The following is a 15,481-nucleotide window of genomic DNA, read 5'->3' on the forward strand; positions in this document are numbered from 1 at the left end:
CGAATCGCGTGCCAACACGGTACGCCCCCGGGCCCCGCCCAACCCCCGCTCTGGCCAGCCCACTTGGCAGTACCGTGAAGACGTGCCCGACACACCGCCCATCATCGCTGTCCTGACCGCACTGCCGATCGAATACAGGGCGATACGCACCCATCTCACGGACATCGAGATGGAGATACACCCCACCTACGGCACAAGGGCGGAAGTGGGCCGTCTCCCTGACTCCCCTTGGCGCGTCGCCTTGTTGGAGACAGGCGGAGGAACACACGGCGCCGCCACACTCACCGAGCGGGCGATGTCCTGGTTCTCCCCTGAAGCGGTGCTCTTCGTCGGCGTGGCGGGCGCGCTGAAGCACGACATCGAGATCGGCGATGTCGTGGTCGCGACCAAGGTGTACGCCGCGCACGGCGGCAAGGAGACCCCGGAGGGCTTCATGAGCCGCCCGGAGACATGGCACGCCCCGCACCACCTGGAACAGGCAGCCCGCCACGTCCTCCGGAACGAACGGCACGTCCACTTCAGGCCGATTGCAGCCGTTGACGTGATCCTCACCGACTCGTCCTCCACGCTCGCCGAGCTCATCCGCCGGCACTACAACGACGCTGCGGCCGTCGAGACGGAGGGTTCGGGCGTCGCCACTGCGGCCCATTTCTCCGGCACGGCAGGCGCGTTGATCATTCGAGGGATCAGCGACAAAGCGGATGCGAACAAGACAGCGGCCAACGCGACGGGGGCCCAGCAGATGGCTGCCGCGAACGCGGCCGAGGCGACCGTCGCCGTAATCCGCCAGTTGAAGCCAAAGGGCGCGAGGCCGAACGGCTTCGACACCGTCCCCGCTCCCGAGCTCGCCTTGAACGGCACCGACAACCCGGTCCCGATCGCAGCCACCACCCTCCCGCACCGCAACGGCGGGTTCACGGGCCGATCGGCGGAATTGAGCTGCCTGCTGCCACAGTTGGCGCCCGCTCCTGCCGGATCCACCGCCGCCCCTCTCCTCGCCTCCGCCGTGACCGGAATGGGCGGAATCGGCAAGACCGCACTTGCCATCGAGGCCGCTCACCAGGCATGTTCCCTGAGTTGGTTCCCTGGCGGCACGCTCTTCATCGACCTACGCGGCTACGCCGACGACCCCGTCGCTGCCGATCAGGCCGTTCTCGCCCTGCTCGACGCACTCGGGGTGCGTGGCCCAGATCTTCCACAGCAGAAGGCACGCCAGTACGACGCATACCACCGACTTCTCTCCGAACGGAGGGACCGGATGCTGCTGATCCTGGACAACGCCTCGGATCCCGCTCAGTTCCTGCGGTTGCTGCCAGGCTCGGACCTTCACCGGGTACTGATCACGTCACGGGACCGCCCCGACTCCCTTCCGGTACGCCTGACCTGCCTCGGAGAACTCGTCTCGGACGAGTCAACCGCGCTCGTCACCCGAGCCTTGCACGATGCCGACGAGCACGACGACCGCGCGGAACGCGAGCCGGATGCCCTGCGCGAACTGGCAGCGCTCTGCGGTCACTTGCCGCTCGCCCTCCAGACAACCGCCGCACTGCTGCGCAGACGCCGGCACCGTGACATTGCCTCACTGGTGACCCGGATCCGGGACGCCGCCGACCCGACTCTCGTACTGGACAACGACAGTCGCGGCACCGACCTGTACGGCCGCCCGCTCGCTGTCCGCCCGGTCCTCGACGACTCCTACCGCCGCCTCCACCCCGACCAGGCCCGCCTCCTGCGCCTCCTGGCCCTGGCTCCCGGCCCGGAGACGGGCCCGGAAGCCGTGGCCGCACTGGCCGACCTGGACATGGAAACCAGCCTGTGCCTCTTGGAGGACCTGGCTGCCACACACCTGGTCACGCCCGTCCAAGGCGGCCAAGGCCACACTGCCGCAGTGAGGTGGCGACCGCACCACCTGTTGCGGAGATTCACGGCGGCCATCGTGGCGGCGGACGCGGACTTCCAGAAGGAGGGGGAAGCCGCGCGGGAGCGACTGCTGGCGTTCTACTGCCGGTGGGCCACCGCAGCCGATGATCGTCTGCGGTGGCTGCCGGGGAGACCTGCACCGGAGCGGTTCGCGAGCCGCGCGCAGGCGCTGGTGTGGCTGGACACAGAGCGAGTTGGGCTTCTCGCAGCCGTGCAATGGGCGCAGGAGGAAAAGTACACACGGGCGGCGGTCCGGCTGGCCGCATTTCTGGCGGAGTACCTGTCTCAGCGGCGGTACTTCGACGACCTGATCACCGTCACCCGGACCAGCCGGAAGGCCGCGCGTCGCATCGGCGACCGACAGGGCGAGGCCGTCGCGTGCAACAACCTGGGCATCGCGCTGCGGGAGGTGGGCCGGACGGAAGAGGCGGTCGACGTTCTCACGCACGCACGCGACCTGTTCCAGGCCGCCAAGGACCGCCACAGCGAGGCCGGCACATGGAACAACCTCGGCAATGCCCTTCAGGCGGTAGGCCGGGTGGGGAAGGCAATCGAAGCCTTCACCCACGCACGCGACCTGCATCGGGCCGCAGGAGATCGACTTCGCGAGGCCGCGGCATGGGGCAACCTCGGCAGCGCCCTCCGGGAGACGGGCCAGGCGAAGGAAGCGCTCGCCGTCCTCACCCGAGCCCGGGATCTGCATCGCTCAACCGGAGACCACCCCGCAGGGGCTACGGCGTGGAACAACCTGGGGAATGCCCTGGGTGACGTCGACCGCGTGGAGGAGGCAATCGAGGCATACAGCAAAGCGTTGGAGAACTGCCACAACTTCGAGGACTGGTACGGGGCGGGGTTGGCCTTCAGGAACCTGGCAGTTGTCCACGAAATGGCCCGCCATCCCGCCGAGGCACACGCCTCCTGGCTGAAGGCCGCCGACGCCTATGCCCAAGCCAACGCCCCCACCGAAGCCGCCCAAGCCCACACCTGGGCAAAAGACCTGAAATAAGACCCTGCTCAGGCAGCTTGTCGACAGACACTAGACCTCCGCCCGTACCAACAACGTCCCGATGTGGCCCGGCTCAGGCGCATCAAGAACAGCTGCCACAGCCGACGAGAACCCGGCCCGAGTCAGCAACCGTTCCCAAACAGCAGGCCGATAGCTGTACCGGTACGTGAACATGGCCTTGCCCGCGAAGCCCCCCTTGTACATGCCCTGCGGGCCGTACGCCCCCGGGATGGCCGGCGGCTGGGAAAACACGAAGACCCCGCCCGGATTCAGTCGCGCCCGTACGAGCGGAAACAACCGGCTCGGGTCGGTGAACCAGGCCGCCCCAAAGATCGAGTAGACGGCGTCGTACGTGTCGTCGCACGAGGCGAGGTACTCCAGAACCTCACCGCACACGAACTCGGCGTCGGTGTCACCCCACCGCTCACGAGTCTTCTCGACCATGACCGGCGAGAGGTCAACACCCCTCGCGCTGGCCCCGCGTCGCGCGAGGTAAGCAAGCGCCCGGCCGGTACCGCACCCGATCTCCAGCACACTGCGTGGCTCTCCGAGCAGCTCGGATCCGGGCCCGTGACCGCCGTACTGCGTCCAGCAGAACGTGGGCTCGGCATCCCCCTTGAAGGCGAACTCGGCGTAGGAATCCCACAGTTCGGTCTCGGCCGGGATGTCGTGGGGTACGGGCACAGCGTCGTTCCTTTGCGTCATGTCGGGATGCTGGAGCCCCCGCCCTCCTGGGGAACAGGAGGGCGGGGCCGACTGTAGCGGGCGGTCAGTGGCTGTCTGGGACCTTGTCGTCGCACGGCGAACAGTCGGCGCCATCGATGGCCCACAACTCCTCGTCCACGGGCCAGCCTTGGCTCTTCAGGAAGTCGCCGGTGCGCAGGCACAGGCCGTCGTTGCGGCGCTGGATGAACGGGGCGTGGTGCTTGTACCGGCCGTCGTTGTACAGGCGGCAGATACCGAACCAGACGGGCGTGTCGAGGATGAGTTGGTGCACGCCGATGTCGACCAACTTGCCGACGCCGAGGTGTACGTCCGGGTTCTCGATGGAGCCCATGACGTACATGACGGCGTTGCCCAGAATGCGTTCGGCCATGTCGCGGACCATCGTGTGATCCCGTAGCAGCAGGGCTGTCTCGCGGTCCCAGATACTCATGCCCGAGTCGAAGATGTTCATGGTCAGTTCGGTGATGTGCGGGGCGACGGCGTTGTGGAGTCGCTGCGGGTCCCGGGTACGAGTGCCTGCGGGGTGGTCGAGGGTGACGGTCATGAACTTCTCCTTCTTGCGAGCGAGGCTTGGGTGTGGCGCGGCCCTGACCCGAAGCGGCCGTCGTGGGGCCCGTGCAGGGCAGATTCGGGATCAGGCCCCAGGTTTGTCGGAGGTGTGGCAGGGACAGCCGCAGCGCGACTGGAGGAGGATTCCGGTGGTCCCCGGTAGTGGAATGTCCTTCGTCTGACGGCACTCGCCGTGGAGCCCCACGTAGTGGGGGCGTTGGGCGACCGTGCATTCCGCCGACAGTTCCTCGGCCTCGGCGGCGGACGTACTCAAGACTCGTCCTCGCCTGCCAGACCGTGGCCCACCTTCACCAGAGCCAGCACATCGGCGGCCGTGCACAGACCGTTCGGCCGAGACATCGGCACCGACCAGTACGAGCTCCTTGTCCCGCCGTTCGACTCGACCCGGTCTGCTCGCGGTACGCCCAGGTAGGTGCCCGCGGTAATGCACTCCGCGACCGGGGTGTGCCAGGCCTCGGCGGTGCCAGGTGGTACGAGGGCGTAGTAGCGGTGGAATCCGGGGTCGTGGATGACCGGGCCGCCGTTGAAGCTCTCGGCGAGACGTGCGCTCACCGTGGTCGGGTCGTCGCTTCCCACAAAGCCGTGCACGATGTCTTCGGGAATGCGGACGGCCTCGAAGCCGCGTCCGAGTGGGATCAGTGCGAGCTGCGCGATGCTGTCCCATTCTTCGCACGCGGTACTCGGCGACGGGTGGGCCGAGGCAAGCCACTCTTCGGCAGTTCCGCAGGCCGGTCGGATTCTCGATGAGGTTCGCGTTGTTTGAAATTTCCTGATCCCGGCCATGCCAGTTCCCATCTGCTCATTTCTGCGCGTGCGACAGATGGTGAGGGTGCGAGAAGGCCACAAGTACCCCAGGGAGGGGTAGTTGGGGTGGTTCGCTCAGGTGGCGGCGCACCATTCGGCGAAATTGGTGAGCTCCTCGGAGTCGGCCCGCTTCAACCGGCGTAGCGTCGCGGCGTCTTCACGGACCCACGGGTGCTCGCGGGTGTGCTGTGGGGCGATCCGTCGGGCGGCCTTCAACGACTCGAAGGCCGCATCGGCGAGGCCGGACCAGAGTTGGGCGCGGGCGAGTTCGATGTAGAACCCGGAACGTCGCTCGGCCGACATGTCGAGGGGCGGTTTCCACTCGTTCGCGATGTTGAGTGCGCGGCCGACATGCCCGTCAGCGAGGCTGACCGCGACGGACACCTCGTGGATGCGAACGGAGTCAGGGCCGAACGCGGTGCCGTAGTACACGCCCTCGGCGACCTGGTCCGCGAAAGTGCGGGCTTCTGCCAGATGAGTGGCCGCCGCCGCGGCATCGCGCGCTCGGCCGGCGATTACCGCGGCCCTCATGTGGAGGGCGCCCCGAGTCGCGATCTGGCACTGCTCGTTGGGGGACGGCGCCGAGTCGAGGGCATGCTCCAGGGCGCGCAGCCCAGGGGCGTGGGCACGGGCTGCGAAGAACGTCTCGGTGCGGACATAGGCGACGGACGCCGCCAGCAACGGATCTCCGCTCTCCGGAGCGGCCCACCTCATCAGTTCGACGAGGCGCGCGGACAGGTCGCGAGCGCCGGACTTGTAGGCAACGGCATCGGCGGAACGGTAGGAACTGGCCAGGAGGCCGGCCAACTCGGACCGCTCCTGAGCGGAGGCCTGGTGGTAGGCGCGGGCAAGTTCGGTGATCAGATCGGGAAGCGTGCGGACGATACGCGTGTACTGGGCCCCCAGTCGCCAAGTGACGGCTTCGTCGACGGCCGTACGGAGGCTGATCAGAGAACGCGTCGGACCGTCGTCGGGCACGTCGTAGGTGGCGATCGCGGCGGAGAGCGCGGGCAGCGCATCGTGGACGGCTCGGAGTGCGGGCCCCCTGTCGGCCCGCAGCCGGGTCGGATCGACACCTAACGCATGTGCGATGGCTTCGAGCGTGGCGTCCGTAACGCCGCGCTCACCGCTCTCGATCTTGCGAATGGTTCCGAGGGCGCCGCATGCCGCATCGGCGAGCTGTCGCTGCGTCATCTTCGGACGGACGACACTGCGGTAGTAGGCGACCCGCTTGCCTACTCCGTCCCTCGTAAATGCGGCCATTCAGGCTCCAGTTGAGGACGTCCGCTCCGAACCGTACCCGCGTTGATACGCCGCGTTTTCGCGAACGGCCTGATCAGCCAGAGCTGGTGGGGCCACGACGCTACGGTCAGTCCGCCACGATCGACACGAGCCGGCCAAGACTGTCGATGCGCCAGTCCGCCGCCGCCACGACCTCGGGGTCGTCCGCCCACAGGTGCCCCCACGGACCACGGCGGATATGTGCGACGCCCAGCCCCGCCCGCTTGGCAGGGAAGATGTCGTTGACCGGATGGTCGCCGACGTAGACCGTCCGTTCCGGCGCCGCCTGGGCCACCTCAAGTACCCGCTCGAAGAACTCCGGTTGCGGCTTCGCCACACCCCACTCCCCCGACGTGACGACGAGGTCCACAGGCAGGTCGAGGGCGCGCAGCAACTCTCCGGCGCGGGACGTCTGGTCCCCGGCGACGACGACACGCACCCCGAGTGCGCGAAGCGCGGACAGAGCCGGGCGGACGTCGTCGTAGAGGTCGCTCTCGTCGAGGTACTCGCCTCGGCCGGCCGTTTCGCGAGCGCGGTACTCGGCGGCTACGTCGATGCCCGGCTGGACGAGGCGGAGCGCCTCCGCGTTGTCCTGGCCCCTTGCCACCACAGCCCCGACGAGCGCGGAGACGGTATGGCGGGGAACGTCCAGCCAGTCGGCCCACGACGCCCAGTACCGGTCGTCGCGGGTGATCGTCTCGCCGACGTCGAACACGATGGTCTCAATCACCCCTCGAAGCCTAGGCCGTCGCGACACATCAAGGCCGGTTGCCCCGTGATCGGATGACCGGCATGACGACGACCTCCCATGTCCTCTACCTCTTCGCCTCCGCCGCACCCCCCACCCTCGACATCGCCAAGGTCATCAAGGACGCCCAGTCCCACGACTTCGACGTCTGTCTCGGTCTCACCCCCACCGCCGCCCGCTGGCTCGAACCCCAACTCGGCGAACTGGCACGGCTGACAGGCCACCCCGTGCGCAGCGAGTACAAGATGCCGGGCGAGCCGGACGTCTGGCCGAAGGCGGACGTCATCGCGTTCGCGCCGGTGACCTTCAACACGATCAACTCATGGGCGCTGGGCCTGACCCACGACTTCGCGGTCGGTGTCGTCGCCGAAGGCATAGGCAAGGGCATCCCCATCGTCGCGATGCCCTGCGTGAACTCGGCCTACGTACAGCACCGCCAATTCGAGCGCAGCGTCGCCGAGTTGCGTGCCATGGGCGTACGACTCCTGTACGGCGAAGGCGGGTTCGTGCCGAACCAACCCGGGCAGGGCAGGCCGAAGGAGTTCCCCTGGGGGCTGGTGCTCGACGCGGCCGTGGACGCGATGCGTACTTGAACAACCCGGCCGTCACCGCCCACCGGACTCCCATCGCACGCCCACCGACGACTTTCCGCCACCCCCCACTTCCCCCCACACCCGATCACCACCCCCACCACAAACGCACTCCCCTTCGACCCCCGCCCACACACCCGACGCCGATCGAAGAGCCCCCGGATCCCGCCACTCCGGCGAATGGCAAGGTAGAGCGGCATATTCACCACTCGGCAGTCGCCACCCGGCACCCCCAGCCGCCACTCACCGTCACCGACCACCCCCACCCCGGCCGCAGTGGATCTCCACCGCCCGACCGAATCCGTACGTTCCTACAATCCGTAATCCTGGCCGAACAGACCGTAGTCACCGCACTCCGGCGCCCTTAGCTTGTGGCGCGTGCGCCGACCCCCTGCTCAACCCAGCCCGTCCACGCCACCCACACCACCACCCACGCCGCCGTTCAACGCGCCCGCCGCCCACCGGCTCCGCACCGCGCTCAACATGGGCCCGGAGCATGTCGCTTACGGCATGCGTGCCTCGTACGGGCTGCCGTACGTGACGCCTGACCTGGTCATCGCCTGGGAGCGGGGGCTCACCGCGCCCTCCGGGCCCGAACTCACCGCGCTCTCCGGTGTGTTGTGGTGTTCTCCGGCCGAACTCATCGGCAAGCCACGCACGCTGCGTGAGCATCGCCTCGCGCGCGGCCTCGCGCCGGAGGACGTCGCCCGGGCCGTCGGGCTCGAACTCCTCGCGTATCTGCGGATGGAGGAGCACGACCAGTGGCGCGGCACCGAGCGCCAGTCCTCCGCGCTCGCCGATCTGCTCGACCTCTCGCTGCCCGACTTCATCAGCGTCACCGGGCGCGACAGCCGGCTCGCGGAGTTGCTGCGCAGCGCGATGACCACGCGGTGGCAGGCGTACGTACGCCCGATCGGCAAGATCGTGCCCCTGGACCGGCGGCTCCTGGAGGACTCCCTCCAGGAGTTGCACGACGACTACCAGGCGCAGATGGTCGCCACCCTCAACTGGGGCGGCGGCAACTCCGCCGTCGACGCCAACGAGGCCGGCCGGGACTTCCTCGACCAGATCATCAGCCGGTTCTGGTCGATGGTCGAGAAGAGCACCTATTGAGCACAGGGCGCGTACCGAACCCGGCGCGTACCGCGCACTCGGCTCCCCCTGCCGAAAACTGCTAGAAAACCGACTCCGCCTCGTCCATCCGATCCTTCGGCACCGTCTTCAGCTCGGTGACCGCCTCCGCCAACGGCACCATCACCACATCCGTCCCGCGCAGCGCCGTCATCCGTCCGAACTGCCCCTGGTGCGCGGCCTCCACCGCGTGCCAGCCGAAACGCGTCGCCAACACCCGGTCGTACGCGGTCGGTACGCCGCCGCGCTGGATGTGGCCGAGGATGACCGGCTTGGCCTCCTTGCCGAGGCGGCGCTCCAACTCGTAGGCCAGCGCCGTGCCGATGCCCTGGAAGCGCTCGTGGCCGAACTGGTCGATCTCGCCCTTGTTGTAGTCCATGGAGCCCTCGGCGGGGTGTGCGCCCTCGGCCACGCACACGACCGCGAACTTCTTGCCGCGGGCGAAGCGCTCCTCGACCATCTTGACCAGGTCGGCCGGGTCGAAGGGCCGCTCGGGCAGGCAGATGCCGTGGGCGCCCGCCGCCATCCCGGACTCCAGCGCGATCCAGCCCGCGTGCCGACCCATGACCTCGACGACCATCACCCGCTGGTGCGACTCCGCCGTCGTCTTCAGGCGGTCCATCGCCTCCGTCGCGACCCCGACCGCCGTGTCGAAGCCGAACGTGCGGTCCGTCGACGAGATGTCGTTGTCGATCGTCTTGGGGACTCCTACGACCGGCAGGCCCGCGTCGCTCAGCATGCGCGCCGCCGTCAGCGTGCCCTCGCCGCCGATCGGGATCAGCGCGTCGATCCCGAAGTCCCGCGCGATGTCCAGCGCGTTCTCGCAGGCCTCGCGGAGGCGGTCCCGTTCCAGCCGGGAGGAGCCGAGGATCGTGCCGCCGCGGGCGAGGATGCCGCTGACCGCGTCGAGGTCGAGGGTGCGGTAGCGGCCGTCGAGCAGTCCGGCGTAGCCGTCCTCGAAGCCGATGACCTCGTCGCCGTAGTTGTCGACCGCTCGGTGCACGACCGACCGGATCACGGCGTTCAGGCCGGGGCAGTCGCCGCCTGCGGTGAGAACTCCGATACGCATCGTGCTGTGTCTCCTGCTCGCTGTTGACACCGGTGAGCCGGACCCGATTGTTTCACGTCCCTCAGGACGACGCCGCTCCCGTCGGACCGGCGGGCGCCTTAACCATCCCCGGAGGTACTGTCAAGAGGGTTCTGCTCACCCAGGTGGGCGATTTTTATGACCGTCGAAACGGGCAGCCAGAAGCCGTCAGGATCCGCCGGAAGAGGAGACCACGCGTGACCCGCAGCGTGTACGTGACCGGGATCGACCGCGGCGACGGCCGTCAGGTCGTCGAGCTGGGGGTCATGGAACTCCTGACCCGGCAGGTCGACCGGGTGGGAGTGTTCCGCCCCCTCGTCCACGACGGACCCGACCGCCTGTTCGAACTGCTGCGTGCGCGCTACCGGCTCTCCCAGGACCCGGCGACCGTCTACGGCATGGACTACCACGAGGCCTCCGCCCTCCAGGCCGAGCAGGGGACGGACGAGCTGGTGTCGACGCTCGTCGACCGGTTCCATCTCGTCGCGCGCGACTACGACGTCGTCCTCGTCCTCGGGACCGACTTCGCGGACACCCAGTTCCCGGACGAGCTGGCCCTCAACGCGCGCCTCGCGAACGAGTTCGGCGCCTCCGTGATCCCGGTGGTCGGCGGCCGCAAGCAGACCGCCGAGTCCGTGCTCGCGGAGACGCGGAACGCCTATCGGGCCTACGACGGCCTCGGCTGCGACGTCCTCGCGATGGTCACCAACCGGGTCGCCCGCGAGGATCGGGACGAGATCGCCCAGCGCCTCACCGCCCGGCTGCCGGTGCCCTGTTACGTCGTACCGGACGAGCCCGCGCTCTCCGCGCCGACCGTCGCCCAGATCACCCACGCCCTCGGCGGCAGGGTGCTCCTCGGCGACGACTCCGGGCTCGCCCGGGACGCGCTGGACTTCGTCTTCGGCGGGGCGATGCTGCCCAACTTCCTGAACGCGCTGACCCCGGGCTGCCTCGTCGTCACCCCGGGCGACCGCGCCGACCTCGTCATCGGCGCGCTCGCCGCGCACAGCGCCGGCACCCCGCCGATAGCCGGCGTGCTGCTCACCCTGAACGAGGTACCGAGCGACGGGATCCTCACCCTGGCCGCACGGCTCGCGCCGGGCACCCCGGTGGTCTCGGTGGCCGGGAACTCCTTCCCCACCGCGGGCGAACTCTTCGCCCTGGAGGGGAAGTTGAACGCGGCCACCCCGCGCAAGGCGGAGACCGCGCTCGGCCTCTTCGAGCGGTACGTCGACACGGGCGACCTGCTCAAGCGCGTCTCGGCGCCGAGCAGCGACCGCCTCACCCCGATGATGTTCGAGCACACGCTCCTGGAACGGGCCCGCTCCGACAAGCGCCGGATCGTCCTCCCCGAGGGCACCGAGGCCCGCGTCCTGCACGCCGCCGAGGTGCTTCTGCGGCGCGGTGTCTGCGAGTTGACGCTCCTCGGCCCCGAGGACCAGATCCGCAAGAAGGCCGCCGACCTCGGCATCGACCTCACCGCCGCCCAGTTGATCGACCCCACCACCTCCGAACTCCGCGACCGCTTCGCCGAGAAGTACGCCAAGCTCCGCGCCCACAAGGGCGTGACCGTCGAACTGGCCTACGACGTCGTCGCCGACGTGAACTACTTCGGGACCTTGATGGTGCAGGAGGGCCTCGCCGACGGCATGGTCTCCGGCGCCGTGCACTCCACGGCGGCCACCATCCGGCCCGCCTTCGAGATCATCAAGACCAAGCCGGACGCCGACATCGTCTCGTCCGTCTTCTTCATGTGCCTCGCCGACAAGGTCCTCGTCTACGGCGACTGCGCCGTCAACCCCGACCCGAACGCCGAGCAGTTGGCCGACATCGCCGTCCAATCGGCCGCCACCGCAGAGCAGTTCGGCGTGGCCGCGCGGATCGCGATGCTGTCGTACTCCACCGGTACGTCCGGCTCGGGCATCGACGTCGACAAGGTCCGCGAGGCGACCGAACTGGTCCGGCTGCGGCGGCCCGACCTGCGGATCGAGGGGCCCATCCAGTACGACGCCGCCGTCGAGCCGAGTGTCGCCGCCACCAAGCTGCCGGAGTCCGAAGTCGCCGGCCAGGCAAGCGTGTTGATCTTCCCCGACCTGAACACCGGCAACAACACCTACAAGGCCGTGCAGCGTTCGGCCGGCGCGATCGCGGTCGGGCCGGTGCTGCAGGGGCTGCGCAAGCCGGTCAACGACCTGTCCCGGGGCGCCCTCGTCTCGGACATCGTCAACACCGTCGCCATCACGGCGATCCAGGCGCAGAGCCCCAAGACCCCGGCACAGCACCCGAACGAGAAGGCAACCGCCCAGTGAGCCCCGCCCCCGCCCCCGCCCCGACCCGCGTCCTCGTCCTCAACTCCGGCTCCTCGTCGGTGAAGTACCAGCTGCTCGACATGGCGGACGGCAGCAGCCGCCTCGCCGTCGGACTCGTCGAGCGGATCGGCGAGGTGACCTCCCGGCTCAAGCACACCTGCGTCACGACCGGTGCCGTACGGGAGTTCACCGGGCCGATCCCCGATCACGCGGCCGCCCTGAAGGCCGTGGCCGAGGAGCTGTCCAAGGACGGAGTCGGGCTGGATTCACCGGAGTTGGCGGCGATCGGGCATCGGGTGGTGCACGGGGGGCTGGTCTTCACCGAACCGACCGTCATCGACGACGCCGTGCTCGCGGAGATCGAACGGCTCGTCCCCGTCGCGCCGTTGCACAATCCGGCGAACCTCGTCGGGATCCGGACCGCGATGGCGTTGCGGCCCGATCTGCCGCAGGTGGCGGTGTTCGACACGGCGTTCCACACGACGATGCCGGAGTCGGCCGCGCGGTACGCGATCGACGTGGCGACCGCGGACGCGTACCGGATCCGGCGGTACGGCTTCCACGGGACCTCGCACGCGTATGTGTCGCGGGCGACGGCGAAGCTGCTGGGGAAGGCGCTCGAGGACGTCAATGTGATCGTGCTGCATCTGGGGAACGGGGCGTCCGCCTCGGCGGTGCGCGGTGGGCGGTGTGTGGACACGTCCATGGGGCTGACGCCGTTGGAGGGGCTGGTGATGGGGACCCGGTCGGGAGACCTGGATCCGGCCGTCATCTTCCATTTGATGCGTGTTGGCGAAATGTCCACCGATGAGATCGACACTCTTCTCAACAAGAAGAGCGGTCTGATCGGGCTGTGCGGGGACAACGACATGCGGGAGATCCGGCGCCGGATCGACGAGGGCGACGAACAGGCGGAACTCGCCTTCGACATCTACATTCACCGATTGAAGAAGTACATCGGTGCCTACTGCGCGGTACTCGGCCGGGTGGACGCGATCGCCTTCACAGCGGGAGTCGGGGAGAACGCGAGTGCCGTGCGGGAGGCTGCCGTCGCGGGCCTGGAGCTGCTGGGGCTTGAGGTCGACGGCGCGCTGAACGCCGTACGGAGTGAGGAGCCGCGGTTGATCTCGCCCGCGTCGGGGCGGGTCGCGGTCGCGGTGGTGCCGACGGACGAGGAATGGGAGATCGCCGCACAGACCTATGCACTGGTCGGAAATTCCAACGCCTGAGCGCCTGCCCGCCCATTTGTATCTTCCGCCAGACGGAATATTCCGTAGCGAAACAAACCGATAGGATCGTCCCATGCGCCGTTCGAAAATCGTCTGTACTCTCGGCCCCGCGGTCGACTCCCACGAACAACTGGTCTCGCTGATCGAGGCCGGCATGAATGTGGCCCGTTTCAATTTCAGCCACGGCACCCACGCCGAGCACCAGGGGCGGTACGACCGCGTCCGTGCCGCGGCCAAGGAGACCGGTCGTGCCATCGGCGTCCTCGCCGATCTGCAGGGCCCGAAGATCCGCCTGGAGACCTTCGCGGAGGGTCCCGTCGAGCTGGTGCGCGGTGACGAGTTCACCATCACCACCGAGGACGTCCAGGGCGACAAGACCATCTGCGGGACGACGTACAAGGGCCTGCCCGGTGACGTCTCCCGCGGCGACCAGATCCTCATCAACGACGGCAACGTCGAGCTGAAGGTCCTCAGCGTCGAAGGCCCCCGCGTGAAGACGATCGTCATCGAGGGCGGCGTCATCTCCGACCACAAGGGCATCAACCTGCCCGGCGCGGCCGTGAACGTGCCCGCGCTGTCCGAGAAGGACGTCGAGGACCTGCGCTTCGCGCTGCGGATGGGCTGCGACATGGTCGCCCTGTCCTTCGTGCGCGACGCGAGCGACGTGTACGACGTCCACAAGGTGATGGACGAGGAGGGCCGCCGGGTCCCCGTCATCGCCAAGGTGGAGAAGCCGCAGGCGGTCGCCAACATGGAGGCCGTGGTCGCGGCCTTCGACGCGGTGATGGTGGCCCGCGGCGACCTCGCCGTCGAGTACCCGCTGGAGAAGGTCCCGATGGTGCAGAAGCGCCTGGTGGAGCTGTGCCGTCGTAACGCCAAGCCGGTGATCGTGGCGACCCAGATGATGGAGTCGATGATCACCAACTCCCGCCCCACGCGCGCCGAGGCCTCCGACGTGGCCAACGCGATCCTGGACGGCGCGGACGCGGTCATGCTGTCCGCCGAGTCCTCGGTCGGTGCCTACCCGATCGAGACCGTGCAGACGATGTCGAAGATCGTCCAGGCGGCCGAGGAGGAGCTGCTCAGCAAGGGCCTGCAGCCGCTCGTGCCGGGCAAGAAGCCGCGGACGCAGGGCGGTTCGATCGCGCGTGCCGCGTGCGAGATCGCCGACTTCCTCGGCGGCCGTGCCCTGGTGGCCTTCACGCAGTCCGGTGACACCGCCCGCCGGTTGTCCCGCTACCGCGCCTCGCAGCCGATCGTCGCCTTCACGATGGACGAGGGCACCCGCAACCAGCTGACGCTCAGCTGGGGCGTGGAGTCGCACGTGGTGCCGTTCGTGAACAGCACGGACGAGATGGTCGACATGGTCGACGCGGAGATCGCCAAGATCAACCGCTTCAACCCGGGCGACACCCTCATCATCACCGCCGGCTCGCCCCCCGGCGTCCCCGGCACCACGAACATGCTCCGCGTCCACCACCTCGGCGGCGGCGAGCGCAACTGACGCCCCGCTGAAGGCTCTTGTACGGCGCTGAGGGCGCCCCCTGCGACAGGGGGCGCCCTCAGTCTTCTCTTGACGGTCGGCTCAGGCTTCTCTTGACCGTCGGCTCACGCGGCCGAGGGTGTTCCTACCGTTTCCCTGAGCCAGGTGTTGGCGCGCAGGTCGGGGTGGGCGGTGGTGATCAGCCGTACGGCCTCCGCCTTCGCCCGCTCCACGAGCCCTCGCAGTTCCTCCCAGGTCAGTTCGACCTTGGCCGGAGGCCACTCGGTCGTGAGAGTGACCGTGTCCGCCTCTCGGTGGAAGGAGTAGACGTGCTGGGTGACGGAGGCCTCGACCGCGATGTCAGCGCTGGTCTCCAGCTCCCGCACCGCGTAGTCCAGCAGCAGGGCGATGTCGACCACGGGTTCTCCCAGCAGCCGCACGCCGAGTTGCACGCCGTGGACGACCAGCCGCAGGTCGGCCTTGAAGTACAGCAGACAGAAGTCCGAGGCGTTCAGGTCCGCGGACGGTGGCCGCCAGTCAGGTGACCAGGAGTCGTCGTCGGCACGCGGCTCGAAGGCGAAGTCGATCATCTGTCCT

General features: G+C 68.5%; 13 protein-coding genes. 6 read left to right on the plus strand and 7 right to left on the minus strand.

The features are described from left to right. Positions 1-82 precede the first annotated feature (82 nt). Positions 83-2,926 carry a tetratricopeptide repeat protein gene (locus ACIBK4_RS02650; protein ID WP_398991422.1) on the plus strand — a complete coding sequence of 948 codons (2,844 nt, stop codon included), beginning with the start codon at positions 83-85 and terminating at the stop codon, positions 2,924-2,926. A 30-nt stretch (positions 2,927-2,956) separates the two neighbouring features. Here ACIBK4_RS02650 and ACIBK4_RS02655 read toward each other — a convergent pair whose 3' ends face one another. From ACIBK4_RS02655 to ACIBK4_RS02675, 5 genes are all read right to left on the minus strand, one after another. After that, positions 2,957-3,610 carry a class I SAM-dependent methyltransferase gene (locus ACIBK4_RS02655; RefSeq protein ID WP_398992920.1) on the minus strand — a complete coding sequence of 218 codons (654 nt, stop codon included), beginning with the start codon at positions 3,608-3,610 and terminating at the stop codon, positions 2,957-2,959. 85 nt (positions 3,611-3,695) lie between these two features. Beyond that, positions 3,696-4,196: a hypothetical protein gene (locus ACIBK4_RS02660; protein ID WP_398991424.1), complete on the minus strand. Its 501-nt coding sequence runs from the start codon at positions 4,194-4,196 to the stop codon at positions 3,696-3,698. A gap of 275 nt (positions 4,197-4,471) precedes the next feature. Beyond that, positions 4,472-4,798: a hypothetical protein gene (locus ACIBK4_RS02665; RefSeq protein ID WP_398991426.1), complete on the minus strand. Its 327-nt coding sequence runs from the start codon at positions 4,796-4,798 to the stop codon at positions 4,472-4,474. A gap of 303 nt (positions 4,799-5,101) precedes the next feature. After that, the gene (locus tag ACIBK4_RS02670; RefSeq protein ID WP_398991429.1) at positions 5,102-6,289 is read right to left on the minus strand and encodes a helix-turn-helix domain-containing protein; all 1,188 of its coding nucleotides are present in this window, start codon (positions 6,287-6,289) and stop codon (positions 5,102-5,104) included. 106 nt (positions 6,290-6,395) lie between these two features. Continuing rightward, positions 6,396-7,037, minus strand: coding sequence for an HAD family hydrolase (locus ACIBK4_RS02675; protein ID WP_398991430.1), 642 nt, complete (start codon positions 7,035-7,037; stop codon positions 6,396-6,398). Positions 7,038-7,099: 62 nt separating this feature from the next. Here ACIBK4_RS02675 and ACIBK4_RS02680 point away from each other — a divergent pair, with 62 nt between their 5' ends. After that, positions 7,100-7,648 carry a flavoprotein gene (locus ACIBK4_RS02680; RefSeq protein WP_398991432.1) on the plus strand — a complete coding sequence of 183 codons (549 nt, stop codon included), beginning with the start codon at positions 7,100-7,102 and terminating at the stop codon, positions 7,646-7,648. Between the two features lie 375 nt (positions 7,649-8,023). Continuing rightward, complete coding sequence (locus tag ACIBK4_RS02685) at positions 8,024-8,758, plus strand: XRE family transcriptional regulator (protein ID WP_398991434.1); 735 nt, start codon at positions 8,024-8,026, stop codon at positions 8,756-8,758. A gap of 61 nt (positions 8,759-8,819) precedes the next feature. On the opposite strand, the gene ACIBK4_RS02690 is transcribed toward ACIBK4_RS02685, so the two are convergent. Continuing rightward, positions 8,820-9,845 (minus strand): ATP-dependent 6-phosphofructokinase, encoded by a 1,026-nt coding sequence (locus ACIBK4_RS02690; protein ID WP_366325247.1) that lies wholly within the window; start codon positions 9,843-9,845, stop codon positions 8,820-8,822. A gap of 215 nt (positions 9,846-10,060) precedes the next feature. On the opposite strand from ACIBK4_RS02690, the gene pta reads away from it, so the two are divergent. The 3 genes from pta to pyk all read left to right on the plus strand — a co-directional run bounded on the left by pta (position 10,061) and on the right by pyk (position 14,905). Next, positions 10,061-12,172: a phosphate acetyltransferase gene (pta, locus tag ACIBK4_RS02695; RefSeq protein ID WP_398991437.1), complete on the plus strand. Its 2,112-nt coding sequence runs from the start codon at positions 10,061-10,063 to the stop codon at positions 12,170-12,172. Beyond that, a complete protein-coding gene (locus tag ACIBK4_RS02700) occupies positions 12,169-13,401 on the plus strand; it encodes an acetate kinase (protein WP_398991439.1) in 1,233 nt (410 codons plus the stop codon). Before pta ends, ACIBK4_RS02700 begins: the two co-directional genes overlap by 4 nt. A 73-nt stretch (positions 13,402-13,474) precedes the next feature. Then, positions 13,475-14,905: a pyruvate kinase gene (gene pyk, locus ACIBK4_RS02705; protein ID WP_398991441.1), complete on the plus strand. Its 1,431-nt coding sequence runs from the start codon at positions 13,475-13,477 to the stop codon at positions 14,903-14,905. Positions 14,906-15,009: 104 nt separating this feature from the next. Here the strand turns inward: pyk and ACIBK4_RS02710 are convergent, their stop codons facing one another. Beyond that, a complete protein-coding gene (locus ACIBK4_RS02710) occupies positions 15,010-15,474 on the minus strand; it encodes a hypothetical protein (RefSeq protein ID WP_398991443.1) in 465 nt (154 codons plus the stop codon). Between the last annotated feature and the right edge of the window lie 7 nt (positions 15,475-15,481).

This window comes from Streptomyces sp. NPDC050528 (assembly GCF_044457795.1).
Lineage (GTDB): Bacteria > Actinomycetota > Actinomycetes > Streptomycetales > Streptomycetaceae > Streptomyces.